Source organism: Pannonibacter phragmitetus, from assembly GCF_050510895.1.
In the GTDB taxonomy this organism is placed as follows: Bacteria; Pseudomonadota; Alphaproteobacteria; order Rhizobiales; family Stappiaceae; genus Pannonibacter; species Pannonibacter phragmitetus_B.
Map to the genome: position 1 here is coordinate 142,862 of NZ_JBNINT010000001.1, position 15,241 is coordinate 158,102.

At 61.4% G+C, this 15,241-nt stretch carries 11 protein-coding genes and 2 pseudogenes; 11 read left to right on the top strand and 2 right to left on the bottom strand.

Annotated features, from left to right (window positions below; genetic code table 11):
- Window positions 1-45 precede the first annotated feature (45 nt).
- The 6 genes from ACQB61_RS00680 (at window position 46) to ACQB61_RS00705 (ending at window position 5,950) form a co-directional block, all read left to right on the top strand.
- Complete coding sequence (locus ACQB61_RS00680) at window positions 46-519, top strand: hypothetical protein (RefSeq protein WP_430511075.1); 474 nt, start codon at window positions 46-48, stop codon at window positions 517-519.
- Window positions 520-724: 205 nt separating this feature from the next.
- Window positions 725-1,054, top strand: coding sequence for a hypothetical protein (locus ACQB61_RS00685; protein WP_430511076.1), 330 nt, complete (start codon window positions 725-727; stop codon window positions 1,052-1,054).
- Between the two features lie 20 nt (window positions 1,055-1,074).
- Window positions 1,075-2,691, top strand: a complete 1,617-nt coding sequence (locus ACQB61_RS00690; RefSeq protein ID WP_430511077.1) for a TRAP transporter large permease — start codon at window positions 1,075-1,077, stop codon at window positions 2,689-2,691.
- A complete protein-coding gene (locus tag ACQB61_RS00695) occupies window positions 2,691-3,743 on the top strand; it encodes a hypothetical protein (protein WP_430511078.1) in 1,053 nt (350 codons plus the stop codon). The genes ACQB61_RS00690 and ACQB61_RS00695 overlap by 1 nt, the downstream gene beginning before the upstream one ends.
- A gap of 79 nt (window positions 3,744-3,822) precedes the next feature.
- Entirely contained in the window at window positions 3,823-4,356 is a 534-nt protein-coding gene (locus ACQB61_RS00700; protein ID WP_430511079.1) for a TRAP transporter small permease subunit, read from the top strand.
- Between the two features lie 7 nt (window positions 4,357-4,363).
- Window positions 4,364-5,950, top strand: coding sequence for a TRAP transporter large permease (locus ACQB61_RS00705; RefSeq protein WP_430511080.1), 1,587 nt, complete (start codon window positions 4,364-4,366; stop codon window positions 5,948-5,950).
- A gap of 15 nt (window positions 5,951-5,965) precedes the next feature.
- On the opposite strand, the gene ACQB61_RS00710 is transcribed toward ACQB61_RS00705, so the two are convergent.
- Entirely contained in the window at window positions 5,966-6,667 is a 702-nt protein-coding gene (locus tag ACQB61_RS00710) for a response regulator transcription factor (protein WP_430511081.1), read from the bottom strand.
- A 57-nt stretch (window positions 6,668-6,724) separates the two neighbouring features.
- Complete coding sequence (locus ACQB61_RS00715; protein ID WP_430511082.1) at window positions 6,725-8,686, bottom strand: PAS-domain containing protein; 1,962 nt, start codon at window positions 8,684-8,686, stop codon at window positions 6,725-6,727.
- A gap of 253 nt (window positions 8,687-8,939) precedes the next feature.
- On the opposite strand from ACQB61_RS00715, the pseudogene ACQB61_RS00720 reads away from it, so the two are divergent.
- The 5 genes and pseudogenes from ACQB61_RS00720 to ACQB61_RS00740 all read left to right on the top strand — a co-directional run bounded on the left by ACQB61_RS00720 (window position 8,940) and on the right by ACQB61_RS00740 (window position 15,220).
- Window positions 8,940-10,924 (top strand): annotated as a pseudogene (locus ACQB61_RS00720) (AMP-binding protein).
- Between the two features lie 5 nt (window positions 10,925-10,929).
- On the top strand, window positions 10,930-11,751 hold the full coding sequence (locus ACQB61_RS00725; RefSeq protein WP_430514253.1) for an ABC transporter ATP-binding protein: 822 nt from the start codon (window positions 10,930-10,932) through the stop codon (window positions 11,749-11,751).
- Between the two features lie 10 nt (window positions 11,752-11,761).
- A pseudogene (locus ACQB61_RS00730) lies at window positions 11,762-12,714 on the top strand (branched-chain amino acid ABC transporter permease).
- A 6-nt stretch (window positions 12,715-12,720) separates the two neighbouring features.
- Window positions 12,721-13,797 (top strand): branched-chain amino acid ABC transporter permease, encoded by a 1,077-nt coding sequence (locus ACQB61_RS00735; RefSeq protein WP_430511083.1) that lies wholly within the window; start codon window positions 12,721-12,723, stop codon window positions 13,795-13,797.
- A 97-nt stretch (window positions 13,798-13,894) separates the two neighbouring features.
- A complete protein-coding gene (locus tag ACQB61_RS00740) occupies window positions 13,895-15,220 on the top strand; it encodes an ABC transporter substrate-binding protein (RefSeq protein WP_430511084.1) in 1,326 nt (441 codons plus the stop codon).
- Window positions 15,221-15,241 lie beyond the last annotated feature (21 nt).

Genomic DNA, 15,241 nt, shown 5'->3' on the forward strand with positions numbered 1-15,241 from the left:
CCATCCCCGTATTTGTTTGATACCGAAATCACGAGGCGTTTGAAGATGATGGCCTTGAACAACGTTCAAGGCGCTGCACCCGGTGGCGTGCACGCGCAGTCCATCCAGCCCGGCAGCGTAACCGCTGTCAGGATGTTCGGCTGGATCAATCTGGCTGTCATGGCCGCTTATCTCCTCAACACCTACCTGACCTTCTGGGCGGGTCTGCCAGGCGCCAGCCTGTCAGGACCGGCGGCTGCGATGGGGCAGGCGGCTCTTTATGTGCTGCTGCCGCTCATCGCCGTGCTGATGGTGCAGCGCAGCCGGGGCATGACCCTCAGGCAGGACAGCGAGCGTGTCACACGCATCAACACCTTCATCGTGCGCTGGATGTTCTGGGCCGTCGTCATCGTCGGCTTCACGGACGGTGTGATCTCCTTCCTGCGCGTTGAGGGGATGCTTGAGGCCGTGACCGGGGGCAGCTTGCCTCTGACCTCGGCCGGGCTCAATTCCGCGGCGCCTACGTGCATATGCCGCTGATTGCCTTGTCATTCCTGGCCGCGACCTTCACCCGCACCGTTGGCTTTCACTGGCTGGGGTTGATGGTCGTGGTCGCGGAACTGATGATCGTGATCGGGCGCTTCGTCTTTTCCTATGAGCAGGCGTTCCTCGCCGATCTCGTGCGCTTCTGGTACGCAGCCGCTTTCCTTTTGCCAGCGCCTATACGCTGGTGGAGGAAGGGCACGTGCGGGTGGATGTGCTCTATGCCGGCTTCACGGCACGGGCCAAGGGCTATGCCAATATCATTGGCTGCATCTTCTTTGGCCTCACGTTCTGCTGGACCATCCTTGTCGTCGGTCTTGCTTCGCGTCAGTCGATCATTGTCAGCCCGATGCTGGCCTACGAGACGACGCAGGCCGGGTTCGGCATGTATGTGAAGTATCTCATGGCCGGGTTTCTCGGCGTGTTTGCTGTCACCATGATGATCCAGTTTGTCAGCTACCTCTTCGCTTCCGTTGCCGATGCGCGCGGTGATGAAGGCGGGCGCGATCATTCTGCCGTCATCCAGCACTGAAGGCTTGCGGGACCAGCATCATGGATCTTTTCTTTCTCATTCTGCTGATCGTGCTGATGGCGGCGGCGCTGGGCTCGGGATTCCCCGTCGCTTTCGCCCTGCCGGGATCGGCCATCATCACCATCTTCCTTGCCGGTATTTCCGGCTATCTTTTTGCCGGCAGCGTGGATGCCTATTTCGCGCATGGCGGACCAAGCCAGTGGCTGAGTGCGGGTGTCACGAACTTCCGCGGAGTTTACTGGGAGGCGGAGCGTGACACGCTCATAGCCATTCCATTGTTCATCTTCATGGGCATCATGCTGCAGCGCTCCAAGATTGCTGAAGACCTGCTGATCACCATGGCGCGGCTGTTCGGACCGGTCCCGGGCGGCCTGGGCATCTCGGTCATTCTGGTGGGTGCGCTGCTGGCTGCGACCACCGGCATTGTCGGGGCCACTGTGGTGGCGATGGGCCTCATCTCGCTGCCCGCGATGATGCGCAACAACTATTCCGTTCCGCTGGCCACCGGCACGATTGCCGCTTCCGGCACGCTCGGCCAGATCATTCCGCCGTCCATCGTGCTGATCATTCTGGCTGACCAGCTGTCTTCCAGTGTCGATCAGGCCGGTAACCTGCGTCAGGCTCTGTTCCGTGATGCCAACGGGCCGGGGCAGATGCCCTCGGATCTTGCCATTGCTTCCACCAGTGCAGGCGAGTTGTTCCTCGGGGCCATCCTGCCGGGGCTTCTGCTCGTTGGGCTTTACATCGTGTTCATGCTGGGCTTTGCCCTCATCAATCCCAAGGCCGCACCTGCCGTGCGCGGTGAAGGCAAGATGGACCGGCAGTTCCTGTTTCAGGTCTTCATCACCTTGGTGCCGCCGCTGGCGCTCATCGTGCTGGTGCTCGGTTCGATCATGGCGGGCATTGCCACGGTGAACCAGGCTGGTGCCGTTGGTGCGATCGGCTCGATGGTCATGGCCGGTTACCGTCTGCGTGAGGGCAATGGCAACGGCGGGCGCTATACACCTGCCATTCTTGCTATTCTCGCGCTGTTGGGCATCGCCGTCGCGGTCAGCTTCTATGACACCAACATCAAGCGGGTGGCGTCCAGCGGCGATGTGACGGGCATCGTCATCGCCGCCATCGCGGTCTCCCTGTTGGTTTTCGCTGTCATCTGGAGCGGCTGGCGCACCATGGTGACGGAGAACACCCTGCGTGAAGTGATGATGGAAACGGCCAAGGGCTCGTGCCTTGTCTTCATCATTCTGATCGGCGCAGCCATGCTGACATCGGCATTCCGTGCCTTCGGCGGCGAAGAGCTGGTCAAGGACTTCCTGCAAGGCTTGCCCGGTGGTTTCTGGGCGCAGTTCTTCATGGTGATGCTGGTGGTCTTTATCCTCGGCTTTTTCCTCGACTTTATCGAGATTGCCGTGGTTGTGGTGCCGATCGTGGCGCCGATCCTGCTGGCTGATCCGTCTGCAAACGTCACTGCCGTCTGGCTTGGCGTGATGTTCGGCCTCAACCTGCAGACATCCTTCCTCACCCCGCCATTCGGCTTCGCACTGTTCTACCTGCGCGGTGTCGCTCCGGCGGTGGTGAAAACGGTGCAGATCTACAAGGGGTTCTCGCCTTTATCGGCATACAGCTGCTGGCTTTGATGATCGTTGGCTTCAATCCTCAGATCGTCAACTATCTGCCGAACCGGTCCTCTCTGCTGTCCGAGACCGCGCCCCCGCCGAAGAACCCGCGTCTGCAATATTGCATCGAGACCTATACCAGCGAGCAGTTCCGTCAGAACGGGGCGGCGATCGCTGGTGCCATCAGCCAGCTCAAGGCGGCGGATATCAGCAGCTTGCCCTCTGGTCTGCAGCAGGAGCTGAAGTCCGGCTTGCAGAATGCCGAGAAGGCCATCCCGCAGATGGCAGAGATTGATGCCGCTGTGGCTGCGGTTACGCAGGCTGCCGTTACCTATCGACCGGTTCTGGTGCAGGTCCGTGCGATCGAACGTGATGCGCGCAAGATCGAGAGTGACATCAAGGAGCTGGAAGTGATCATTTCCCGCTCTGGTTCGACTGGCATCTACTCTGCTGAACGCGGAGAAGAGGCGAAGGCGGAGATGGCGGAACTGCAGGCCACGCATGATGCACTGATGGCGCAGATCCCGGCAAACTGGGAAGAGCTTCACACCGGCTTTGCCAAGGTTCAGGATGCGGAAAACAAGGCCCGCCTTGCCTACCGCCGCCTCGTGGACAATGCCTCTGAGCCTGTGATGAAGGTGACTGCTGCGCTTGAGGCCGCACCTGCCCTGCAGGAAATGGAGGCCAAGTTCGCCAGCTTGCAGGATGCGATCATTTCCAAACCTGTGGCCGAGATGCAGGAGCAGATCGACCTTCTGCGCAGCGAAATCTCCGCACTGGAGGGCACGTCCGAGATCCGGAAGGGCCTCAACGAGGCTCGCAAGATCATGCGGTCCAATGCCCCTGATCCGCAGGCAGCCGTGGCTGAGGTGGATAAGTCCATCGCAGCGCTCAAGGAAGATCTCGTCTGGCGTCAGCGCGCCTTCGACGAGCTGCTGCCGAAGATCCGTGCCTATGATGCTGTCACAAGCGGCACGATCGGCCTGCGCCAGCTGCCGCGTTTGCCGGATGAAGTGGCGGTTGCCCTGGCGCCTTGTCTGTCGGTGCACCGGGATGTGTCGTTGAATTTCTGACGGCAAGCTATTGACGAATGGAAGGCGGGGGTGGACTGATGGTCACCCCCGCCTTTCGTTTTTCCAGAAGGTCCCCGCGATGTTTCGCACCGCCCAGGTGATCACTTCCTTCAATTCGGCTATTGGCCGCGCTGTATCCTGGCTGATGCTGGGCATTGTACTGGTGCAGTTCGCTGTGGTCATTCTGCGGTATGTCTTTGGCGCAGGCTCGGTCTGGGTGCAGGAAAGCATTCTCTACATGCATGGCTTCCTGTTTCTGCTGTCGGCCGCCTACGCGCTTGCCATTGATGCGCATGTGCGGGTCGATGTGTTCTACCGGGATGCAAGGCCGGCCCGCAAAGCGCTGGTGGATCTGGCGGGTTCCGCGCTGTTCCTCATGCCCATGTGTGCTGTCATCCTCTGGCACGCCTGGCCCTTCGTGCAGGTCTCCTTGATGATTCGGGAGGGCTCGCGCGAGACGTCAGGCATTCCGGCGCTTTATGTGCTGAAGACGGCCATCCTCATTTATGCCGGCCTGCTGGCGCTGCAGGGGCTTGCCCTGATGCTGCGCGCAGCCGCGGCCCTTTCGGGCAACGCTCCGGCACTTGAAACATTCGCCCGGAAAGAGGGCTGAGACGACCATGGACCTGATTTCCATCCTCGACATCCTTATGTTCGCCACGGCCGTCGTCTGCCTGATGGCCGGTTTCCCGGTGGCTTTCACGCTGGCGGGTGTTGCCCTCATTTTCGCGCTGCTGGGGCATTTCTCCGGCGCCTCCCTGTCGCTTGGCGCCATTCCTCTGCGCATCTTCGGCATCATGACGAACGAGACGCTGATTGCCGTGCCGCTCTTCATCTTCATGGGCGTCATGCTGGAGCGCTCCAAGGTGGCGGAAGACCTGCTGGAGGCGATGGGGCGGCTTTTCGGCAAGATGCCCGGCGGGCTGGGCCTGTCGGTCTCCATCGTCGGCGCGCTGCTCGCCGCTTCCACCGGCATCGTTGGTGCCACAGTGGTGACCATGGGGCTTTTGTCGCTGCCCACGATGCTGCGCAATGGCTACAGCCCGCGCCTTGCCACCGGCTCGATTGCCGCTGCCGGAACGCTGGGACAGATCATTCCGCCCTCCATTGTGCTCGTGTTTCTGGCTGACCAGCTTTCCAGCGCCTATCAGACGGCGCAGCGCAATCTTGGCAACTGGTCGCCGGATCCGTTCTCCGTGGGGGATCTGTTTGCTGCTGCGCTCATCCCCGGCCTTTGTCTGGTCGGGCTCTATATTGCCTATCAGATGACCGTCGCCTTTCTGTCGCCGCACAAGGCTCCGCCGATGCGTGGTGCAGATGGCGGCGCACCGCAGAAGGTGAGCCTTCAGGAACTGGTCAGCGTGCTGGTCCCGCCGCTGGCGCTGATCATTGCGGTGCTCGGCTCAATTCTGGCCGGTGTGGCAACGCCGACGGAAGCCGCCGCCGTGGGCGCTGTGGGCTCGCTGCTTCTGGCGGGCTTCCGGGCCGATGTGTCCCGGCCCTTGCCGGTCTATGCGGGGGCGTTCTGCCTGCTGGCAGCACTCGCACTGTCCCGGGTGGTGGATCTTCGCATCACGCGGCTGGAAATTGGCACTCTGGAATGGGCCGGCATCGGCCTTGCTGCGGTTCTGTGCCTGGGCGGTGCCTGGGGGATTGCGGTTTGCCTTGCCCGCGTGCTGCGCTCGGGCGTCTTGAAGCCGGTCATTCAGTCTTCGACGCAGATCACCGCCATGGTCTTTACGATCATGATCGGCGCGACGTTCTTCTCGCTGGTGTTCCGGGATCTGGGCGGTGACGAGCTGGTGCATTCGCTGCTGAGGGACCTGCCGGGCGGAGCACTCGGCGCCATGCTGGCGGTCATGCTCGTCATGTTCGTGATGGGCTTCTTCCTTGATTTTCTGGAGATCGTTTTCGTTGTGGTGCCGTTGGTTGCCCCCGTACTGCTGCAGCTGCCCATGCCTGACGGCAGTTCCATGCATCCGGCCTGGCTTGGTGTGATGATGGCGGTGAACCTTCAGACCTCCTTCCTCACTCCTCCCTTCGGCTTTGCCCTGTTCTATCTGCGCGGCGTTGCGCCCGCTTCTGTGCGGAGCTCCGACATCTATCTCGGTATCATCCCGTTCGTGCTGATCCAGCTGTTGATGCTGGTGATCCTCTGGTTCGTTCCCCAGCTTGCCACCTGGCTGCCGGAGGCGATCTACGGGTGAAGCAGGTGCTGGGTGTTACGCCCAGTCCACCTGTGATGTCAGCATGTAGCCCGAGCCGTAGATGGTGCGGATGAGGGGCGTGTCCGATTCGGTCGCCAGCTTCTTGCGGATGCGGGAGATGCGCACGTCGATGGACCGGTCGAGGCTGTCATCGCGGCCGCCGTGCTCCAGCAGGTAGTCGCGCGAGAGCACGCGCTTGGGCGCCCGCAGCAAGGCTTCCAGAAGCGTTGCCTCGCCGGTGGAGAGGAACGTCTCCTCGCCAGAGGGCGATACCAGACGCAGGGCGCCAGGATGAAAGCTCCAGCCGGAAAAGCGGGCTGTATTGCCTTTGCCGGAGGACGCTGCCTGACGCTCGGACGAACGGCGCAGCACCGAGCGCAGCCGCGCCACGATCTCACGCGGATCGAAGGGTTTTACTACATAATCGTCCGCACCCATTTCCAGCCCCATCACCCGGTCGGAGGAGTGGCTGCGGGCGGAAAGCACGATGACCGGCAGCGAGGTGCGCTTGCGGATCTCGTTGATGAGGCTCATGCCGTCCATGTCCGGCAGGCCAAGGTCGATGAGACAGGCATCTGGCAGCTGCTGATCCATCATGGCCAGCATCTTGCCCGCTTGCTGGAAGCAGACCGAGCGGAAACCGTAGACCTCCAGCGTGCTGGCCAGAATGGCGCAGATCTCGGCTTCGTCATCGCAAATGTAAACAAGTCCGGACACGGCTGTTGTGCTGCTTCCGGAGCCGGGCGTCTCAGGCGTCATGAGCGGTGATCTTCCTCAAGGTTCCAGACAGCGTTGCCATGTCAAAGGGCTTGGCCAGAAGCGGGAAACCGGCTGTGCCGGGGGCTGGCCCGGCCCTTCAACAGGTGCGCCATAGTCAGCATAGCCGCTCATCAGCGCAATGCCGATGTCCGGGCGCTCCTGCCGGATCTGCTGCACAAGGGCCAGTCCGTTCATCTGGCCCGGCATCACCACATCAGAGAGGACAGCCCGGATTTCCGGCACACCCCGCGCCAGCTCAAGGGCGTCTGCCGGGCTTTCCGCCGTCAGCACCGTAAAGCCGAGGTCGCGGATCTGCAGGGCGACAGCTTCGGCCACTGCTGCCTCGTCCTCTACCAACAGAATCAGTTCGCCGCTGCCCATGGCAAGAGCGGTCTGCATGCCATCAGGTTCTGTTCCAGACAGACCGGCACTGGCGCTCAGCGGCAGCACCAGCGACACGGTGGTCCCGGCGCCGGGGGCGGTCGAAATGTCTGCATGTCCGCCCGCCTGCCGGGCAAGGCCATAGACCATCGACAGGCCAAGGCCTGAACCGGTGCCGAAGGGCTTCGTCGTGAAAAAGGGCTCAAAGGCCCGTTGCTGTGTCGCTTCATCCATGCCCTGGCCGGTATCGCGTACGCTGATGCGGGCATAGGCACCAGCGGCCAGTCCCGCTCCGGGCAGGTCGCGCTCCGCCAACTGTTCCCGCGCCAGGCTGACCGTGATGCTGCCTCCTTCAGGCATGGCATCGCGGGCGTTGAAGACGAGGTTGACGATGGCTGTTTCCAGCTGTGCCGGGTCCACCCTTGCCACGAGCCGCGCCTCTGCAAGGTCAAAGGACAGGCTGATGGAGCCAGGCAGGGAGCCGTGCAGCAGCGTCGCGGTGTTGGCCAGAAGCGGAGCCAGTTCCACGGTCTGCAAGTCGGAGGACTGGCCACGGCTGAAGGCCAGCATGCGCTGGGTCAGGTCTGCACCGCGCTGCGCTGCCTGCAGCATGGGGGCAAGGTGGGCCTGAACATCGGCGGGCGTTACGTCATTTCCCTTGCGCTTCAGGCTGAGAAGATTGCCCATCAGGATGGCGAGCAGGTTATTGAAGTCATGCGCCAGCCCGCCAGTCAGTTTGCCGACCGCATCCATACGCTGCGACTGGGCGAGCGCTGCCTCGTTGCGCTTCTGATCTGTGGCATCCAGCGACAGCACGAAGACGCCCAGCGTGCGCCGGTCCACGGTCATGTCCGGAATGAGGGTGGAGCGCATGTAGGCCAGCTCGCCATTTGGCTTGCGGCGGCTGTACTCATAAGACACAGCATGGCCGCTGAAGGCATGGGCGATCTGCTGCTGTAACTCGGTGTAGAGTTCTGCTCCCAGCACGTCACGTGCGCCCCGCCCGGCGATCGACGCAACGGAGTGGCCGAACCATTCTGCATAGCGCCGGTTGGCAAAGCGGAAGACAGGGCCAGCGCCTGCGCTTTCTTCCGGGCCCATATAGGCGACCAGGGCAGGAATGTTGTCGGTGACAAAGCGCAGCCAGTCTTCACTCTGGCGCAGGGCGCGGGTGCGCTCGGCCACGGTCCGCTCCAGCTTCTCCTGCCGCCGCCGTTCTTCGGTGATGTCGGAATAGATGGTAACGAATCCGCCCTGCGGCAGCGGCGTGCCGCGCACGGCGATCACCTGGCCATTGGGGCGGATGCGCTCGAAATAATGTGGCACGAATTGGCGCGCCCGCTCCAGCCGCCGCTGGATCTTGCCCTCCACATCCCCGGGGCCGTATTCCCCGCGCTCCGTGTTGACCCGCAGAAACTCCGCCAGATGCGCGCCGCGCCGGGCCAGCTCCTGAGGGAAGTCCAGCATCTCCCAAAGGCCTCTGTTCCAGGCCACAAGCTGCAGGTTCGCATCGAAGACCGAGAAGCCCTGATTCACATGATCAAGGGCAGCCTGCAGCATGTCGATATATTCGGTGGTGCCGGAGCTGATCGTCATGGCGTGAGTTTAGGCAGAAGGCAGGAGGGAACACCAGTCAGCCATCGGATGAATGGAGGATGGCCCGGACACAATTCGTCACAGTCTGAACATATTGGAGCAATGCGCCGGGTCTACCGTCAAATGCAACCCATGGTGAGACATCCGCAGGCTCCTCCAAAGAAAGAGCTTGCGGCCCTTCGGGAGGAAGGCGTTTCATGAGGGCTAAAATGCGACTCCGGCAAACGGGGCGCTGTGGAGGGTGGACGACGCGATGGCAAGATTGACCAGCGCTGCGAGGGAGGGTGCTGACACCTTTCCGAAGATTCTCTTGTGCAATGCAAAAGAACTTGGGAACCGTACTGCAGTGCGGGAGAAGGACCTTGGTATCTGGCAAAGCTGGACCTGGTCAGAAGTTCTTGACGAGACGCGCAGCTTTTCCATCGGCCTTGGCCGGCTTGGCTTGAAGCCTGGCGAGAAAATCGCAATAGTGGGAGCCAACAGGCCACGGCTTTACTGGTCGATGGTGGCGGCGCAGGCGCTCGGCGCCGTGCCGGTTCCGGTTTACGCAGACTCCGTCGCAGAAGAAATGGCCTATGTTCTGGGTCATGCAGAAGTTCGCTTTGCGGTTGTGGAGGATCAGGAGCAGGTCGACAAACTTCTCTCCATGTCGGAGAGCGTGCCGAGCCTGAGTGCCTTGATCTATGACGACCCGCGTGGCCTGCGGGACTACGATCATACCCGCCTTCACAGCTTCACCGGTGTTCAGGATCTTGGCCGTCAGCAGATGGCAGCCGATGCAAAAGCTGCTTCCTCATGGGAAGAAGCGCTGGCAACGGGCAAGGGCAGTGATATTGCCGTGATGCTCTATACCTCCGGCACCACTGGCCGCCCAAAGGGCGTCATGCTGTCCTTCGACAATCTGGTCATTTCGGCGCGAAACGCCAATACCTTTGACAAGCTCGATGAGAGCGAAGACATCCTCGCCTATCTGCCCCTCGCGTGGATCGGCGACCACGTGTTCTCTCTGGCACAGGCCTATACGGCCGGTTACTGCGTCAACTGCCCGGAAAGCCTCGACACGGTAGATCTCGACCGGCTGGAAATCGCTCCAACCTATTTCTTCGCCCCCCGCGCGTCTTCGAAAGCATGCTCACCCGCATCATGGTGCGCATGGAAGATGCGGGCCGGGTGAAGAAGGCCATGTTCGACTTCTTTATGGGCGTTGCCCGGCGGTCCGGTGAGAAGATCCTCAATGGCCAGTCCGTGCCTCTGAAGGACAGGCTGCTCTATGGATTGGGAGAGCTTCTGGTCTATGGCCCGCTGAAGAACCGCATGGGCCTGACCCGGCTGAAGGTCGGCTATACGGCGGGTGAGGCCATCGGGCCGGAGATCTTCAGCTTCTACCGTTCGCTTGGCCTCAATCTGAAGCAGCTCTACGGCCAGACGGAAGCCAGCGTCTACATTACCCTGCAGCCGGATGGCGAGATCTTTGCCGATACAGTCGGCAAGCCTGCGCCGCAGGTGGAGCTTAAGATCGCGGAAAATGGCGAAGTGCTCTACCGCTCGCCGGGCACCTTCGTCGCCTATTACAAGAACGACGAGGCCACCCGCACCACCAAGACGGAAGATGGTTGGGTGTTTACTGGCGATGCCGGTTTCATTGCTCCCAACGGCCACCTCAAGATCATCGACCGCGCCAAGGATGTGGGCAAGCTGAGCAGCGGAGCGCTGTTCGCGCCGAAATACATCGAAAACAAGCTGAAGTTCTTTCCCAACATCAAGGAGGCTGTGGCCTTCGGCAATGAGCGGGATTTCGTGGGCGTGTTCCTCAACATCGACCTGACGGCTGTGGGCAGCTGGGCGGAGCGCAACAACGTCAATTACGCCAGCTATCAGGAGCTTGCCGCCCATCCGGACGTCTACCGGATGATCCAGCAGCATGTGGATCAGGTGAACCGGGATCTGGCTGCCGAGCCGATGATGGCGGGCGCGCAGATCCAACGTTTCCTCATCCTGCACAAGGAGCTGGATGCCGACGATGGCGAGCTGACGCGCACGCAGAAGGTCCGCCGGTCCTTCATCGCGGAACGCTACGCGCCGCTTATCGAAGGGCTATATGACGGCTCCACCTCGCGCCATGTGCGCACCGAAGTCACTTTCGAGGACGGCCGTACGGGCGTCATCGAGGCGACGGTCGAGATCAGGAACATGACGCCGCACGCCCCGGTGCAGGCCATGCGGGAGGCTGCAGAATGAATGCCATGACAGCAACCAGCCTGCATCCGGCGGAACCAGCGGCAGTGAGCGCAACCGCAGCGGATGTGCTGCTGAAGGTGGAGAATGTCTCGCTCTCCTTCGGCGGCGTGAAGGCGATCACCAACATCTCCTTCGACATCCGCAAGGGCGAGATCCGGGCCATCATCGGCCCGAATGGGGCGGGCAAGACGTCGATGCTCAATGTCATCAACGGCTTCTACCATCCCCAGCAGGGCACCATCACCTGGAAGGGCAAGGCCCGCAGCAAAATGCGGCCCTATGATGCGGCAGCGCAGGGCATCGCCCGCACCTTTCAGAATGTGGCGCTGTTCAAGGGCATGAGCACGCTGGACAACATCATGTCCGGCCGCTCACTGAAGATGCACCGCAATTTCTTCTGGCAGCTTCTGCATTACGGCCCGGCGCGGGACGAGGAAATCGAGCACCGGCGCAAGGTCGAGGACATCATCGACTTTCTGGAGATCCAGGCCATCCGCAAGACGCCAGTGGGCAAGCTGCCCTATGGCCTGCAGAAGCGGGTAGAGCTGGGCCGGGCGCTGGCCATGGAGCCGGAGCTTCTTCTCCTTGATGAACCAATGGCGGGCATGAACCTTGAGGAGAAGGAGGACATGAGCCGCTTCATCCTCGACGTGAACCAGCAGTTCGGCACCACCATCGCCCTGATCGAACATGACATGGGCGTGGTTATGGACCTGTCCGACCGGGTGGTCGTGCTCGACTACGGCAAGAAGATCGCCGATGGCCCTCCTGCCGAGGTGCAGGCAAGCCAGGAAGTCATCGACGCCTATCTCGGCGTGGCGCATTAAGGAGGCGGCGATGCTCTATGATATCTTCATCCTGCCTTTTGCGCAGATGGCCGAGCAGCCGGATTTCCTGCTGCAGGTTCTTTGGGAAGGCTTCGTTGCGGGCATTCTCTATGCCCTTATCGCCCTTGGCTTCGTGCTGATCTTCAAGGCGTCCGGCGTTTTCAACTTTGCGCAGGGCATCATGGTGGTCTTCGCCGGGCTGACTCTGGTCGGGCTCTATGAGCACGGGTTTCCCGCGTTTCTGGCGCTGCTGCTGACCATCGGTGTGATGGGGGTTCTGGCCTACACCATCGAGAGGGTGGTGATGCGGCCTCTGGTCAACCAGCCGGAGATCATCCTGCTGATGGCGACCATCGGCATGACCTACTTCCTCATCGGATTCGGCGAGTTCATCTTCGGCGGTGAGCCGAAGCGCATGATCACCGAGGAACTGTGGCTGCCGACGGGCTCCACCGCCTTTGAGTTCGGCGAGCGCGGTCTCGTCATCCTGCAGCATATCGATATCGCGGCAGCGGTGATTGCCATGCTGATGGTGGCGGGCCTTGGCATCTTCTTCAACAAGACCCGCATTGGCCGTGCGCTGCGCGCTGTGGCTGATGACCATCAGGCCGCGCTTTCGGTAGGCATCTCGCTGAACCAGATCTGGGCCATCGTCTGGTTTGCCGCCGGCATCGTGGCGCTGGTGACGGGTATCATGTGGGGGCACGTTCGGACGTGTCCTTCGCGCTGGAAATCGTCGCCTTCAAGGCCTTGCCGGTGCTGATCCTCGGCGGCTTCACTTCCATCCCCGGTGCCATCATTGGCGGGTTGATCATCGGCTTTGGCGAGAAGCTCGGCGAGATCTACTGGGGTCCGCTGGTGGGCGGAGGTATCGAGTCCTGGCTCGCCTATATCATCGCCCTGATCTTCCTTCTGTTCCGTCCGCAAGGTCTCTTCGGCGAACGCATCATCGAGCGCGTGTGAGGTCCCATGTTTTACCGTGAGGCAGGCCAGTTCAAGACGAGCTACGAGGCGGATCAGGCGCTGTTCCCGATCCGGCAGGACCGGATCGGAATTGCGATCCTCATCTTCTGCGCCTTCGTTGCCATTCCTTATCTGGCTAACGATTTCTTCCTGAGCTCGATCATGATCCCGTTCCTGGTGTTCTCGCTGGCGGCGATCGGGCTCAACGTGCTGACGGGCTTTGCCGGTCAGCTCTCCCTTGGCTCGGGCGCCTTCATGGGCGTCGGCGCCTATGCAGCCTACAAGCTAACCTCCATCTTTCCGGATGTGAATGTGATTCTGCTGGTGCTGGTGTCGGGCGTGTTTTCAGCTGGTATCGGCGCGATCTTCGGGCTGCCGAGCCTGCGCATCAAAGGCCTCTATCTGGCCGTGACGACGCTGGCCGCGCAGTTCTTTCTCGAATGGTGCTTCATTCGCATTGGCTGGCTCTACAATTACAACGCCTCGGGAGCCATCGAGATCCCGCACCGGACCATGTTCGGCATCACCATTGCCGGGGCTGAAGCCACACCGCTGACGCGCTACTTCATCGTGCTGTGCATCACGCTCGCCATTGCGGTGCTGGTGTCGAACCTGATCCGTGGCCGGATTGGCCGCTCGTGGATGATGATCCGCGACATGGATATTGCGGCTGAGCTGATCGGCATCCGTCCACTGCGGGCCAAGCTGCTTGCCTTCGCCGTATCGTCCTACATCTGCGGCGTGGCGGGTGCGATGATGGTGTTCTTCTGGCTCAATGCAGCCGAGCCGTCGTCCTACTCCATCGCCTTGTCTTTCCAGATCCTGTTCATGGTCATTCTGGGCGGGCTTGGCAGCATCGCCGGGTCATTCCTTGGGGCAGCCTTCATCTGGATCCTGCCGGTCGTGCTGCGTGCCGTTCCGGAGATGACCGGCATCGGCATTGGGGCAGAGACCATCCAGCACCTCACCTACATGATCGTGGGCGCGCTGATCATCTTCTTCCTGATCGCCGAGCCGCATGGTCTCGCCCGGCTCTGGCAGATCGGCAAGCAGAAGCTTCGGGTGTGGCCGTTCCCATACTGATGGCCATACGCAATCAAATCCGGCCGGACCCGGCAACCGCCATAAAGGCAAAGACAAGCGGATACGGGCTCCAGCCGTTCTTTGGGAGGAAAGCAACATGAACTTCAAGGCAATCGCATTGAGCACCGTCCTGGCGCTGGGGGTGGCCGCGCCCTTCGCGGCCCAGCCCGCAACGGCGGCGGAAGGCAACTATATCCCGCTCCTCACCTATCGCACGGGCGCCTTCGCAGGCTCTGGCACTCACATCGCCAACGGCATGTATGACTACCTGCAAATGCTGAACGAGCGCGATGGCGGCATCGGCGGCGTCAAGATCATCCTTGAGGAGTGCGAGACCGGCTACGATCCCCAGAAGGGGATGGAGTGCTACGAGGCGACCAAGGGCAAAGGCGCCCTGATGTACAACCCGTACAACACCGGCACCACGCTGCAGATCATCCCGAAAGCCGGTGTCGACAAGATCCCGGTCCTGTCCATGGGCTACGGCCTGTCGGCTGCAGCCATCGGCAACACCTTCCCCTGGGTGTTCAACGTGCCGGACACCTACTGGGACGGTCTGTCTGTTGTCGTCAAGTACATCGGAGAGCAGGAAGGCGGACTGGACAAGCTCAAGGGCAAGAAGATCGGCTACATCTTCCTTGATGCCGGGTTCGGGCGTGAGCCCATTCCGCTGCTGGAACAGCTCGCGAAGGATTACGGCTTCGAAGTCACCCAGTATCCTGTGCCAGCCAAGGAAATGCAGAACCAGTCCTCGCAGTGGCTGAACATCCGCCGCGATCGCCCGGATTACGTGATCATGTGGGGCTGGGGTGCCATGAACCCGACCGCCATCAAGGAAGCCGTCAAGACCCGCTTCCCGATGGACAAGATGATCGGCGTGTGGTGGTCCGGCGGTGATGATGATGCCGCAGCGGGCGGCACGGGTGCCAAGGGGTACAAGGCCCTGAACATCTCCGGTATCGGCACCGATTACCCGGCATTGGCTGACATCAAGAAGCTGGTTGTCGATGCGGGCAAGTCTCAGACGACACAGGCCAACTTCGGTACGGTTCTCTACAATCGCGGTGTGCTGAATGGCGTGCTGATTGCAGAAGCCATCCGCACCGCGCAGGAAAAGACCGGCAAGACGGTTCTGACCGGCGAGGACGCACGTATTGGCCTTGAGTCGTTGAACCTCTCGGAAGAGCGGCTGAAGGAAATCGGTCTGACGGGCTTCGCCCACCCGATGAAGGTGACCTGCGAAGACCATACCGGTTCGCATCCTGTCTACATTCAGGAATGGGATGGCACCAAGTGGGTGAAGGCTTCCGACTGGATCGAGCCGATGAAGGACGCTGTGCGTCCTCTGCTTGAGGCTGCTGCCAAGGAGTACACCGAGAAGAACGCTCCCTGGCCGGCCCGGACGGAACCCTGCCCGAACTGACGTCAGTTCAAGGACGCTTTC

Coding starts and splice junctions, on each gene's coding strand:
- ACQB61_RS00690 (WP_430511077.1), top strand. CDS start 1,075: ATGGATCTTTTCTTTCTCATTCTGCTGATCGTGCTGATGGCGGCGGCG.
- ACQB61_RS00680 (WP_430511075.1), top strand. CDS start 46: ATGATGGCCTTGAACAACGTTCAAGGCGCTGCACCCGGTGGCGTGCAC.
- ACQB61_RS00695 (WP_430511078.1), top strand. CDS start 2,691: ATGATCGTTGGCTTCAATCCTCAGATCGTCAACTATCTGCCGAACCGG.
- ACQB61_RS00700 (WP_430511079.1), top strand. CDS start 3,823: ATGTTTCGCACCGCCCAGGTGATCACTTCCTTCAATTCGGCTATTGGC.
- ACQB61_RS00735 (WP_430511083.1), top strand. CDS start 12,721: ATGTTTTACCGTGAGGCAGGCCAGTTCAAGACGAGCTACGAGGCGGAT.
- ACQB61_RS00740 (WP_430511084.1), top strand. CDS start 13,895: ATGAACTTCAAGGCAATCGCATTGAGCACCGTCCTGGCGCTGGGGGTG.
- ACQB61_RS00725 (WP_430514253.1), top strand. CDS start 10,930: ATGACAGCAACCAGCCTGCATCCGGCGGAACCAGCGGCAGTGAGCGCA.
- ACQB61_RS00705 (WP_430511080.1), top strand. CDS start 4,364: ATGGACCTGATTTCCATCCTCGACATCCTTATGTTCGCCACGGCCGTC.
- ACQB61_RS00715 (WP_430511082.1), bottom strand. CDS start 8,686: ATGACGATCAGCTCCGGCACCACCGAATATATCGACATGCTGCAGGCT.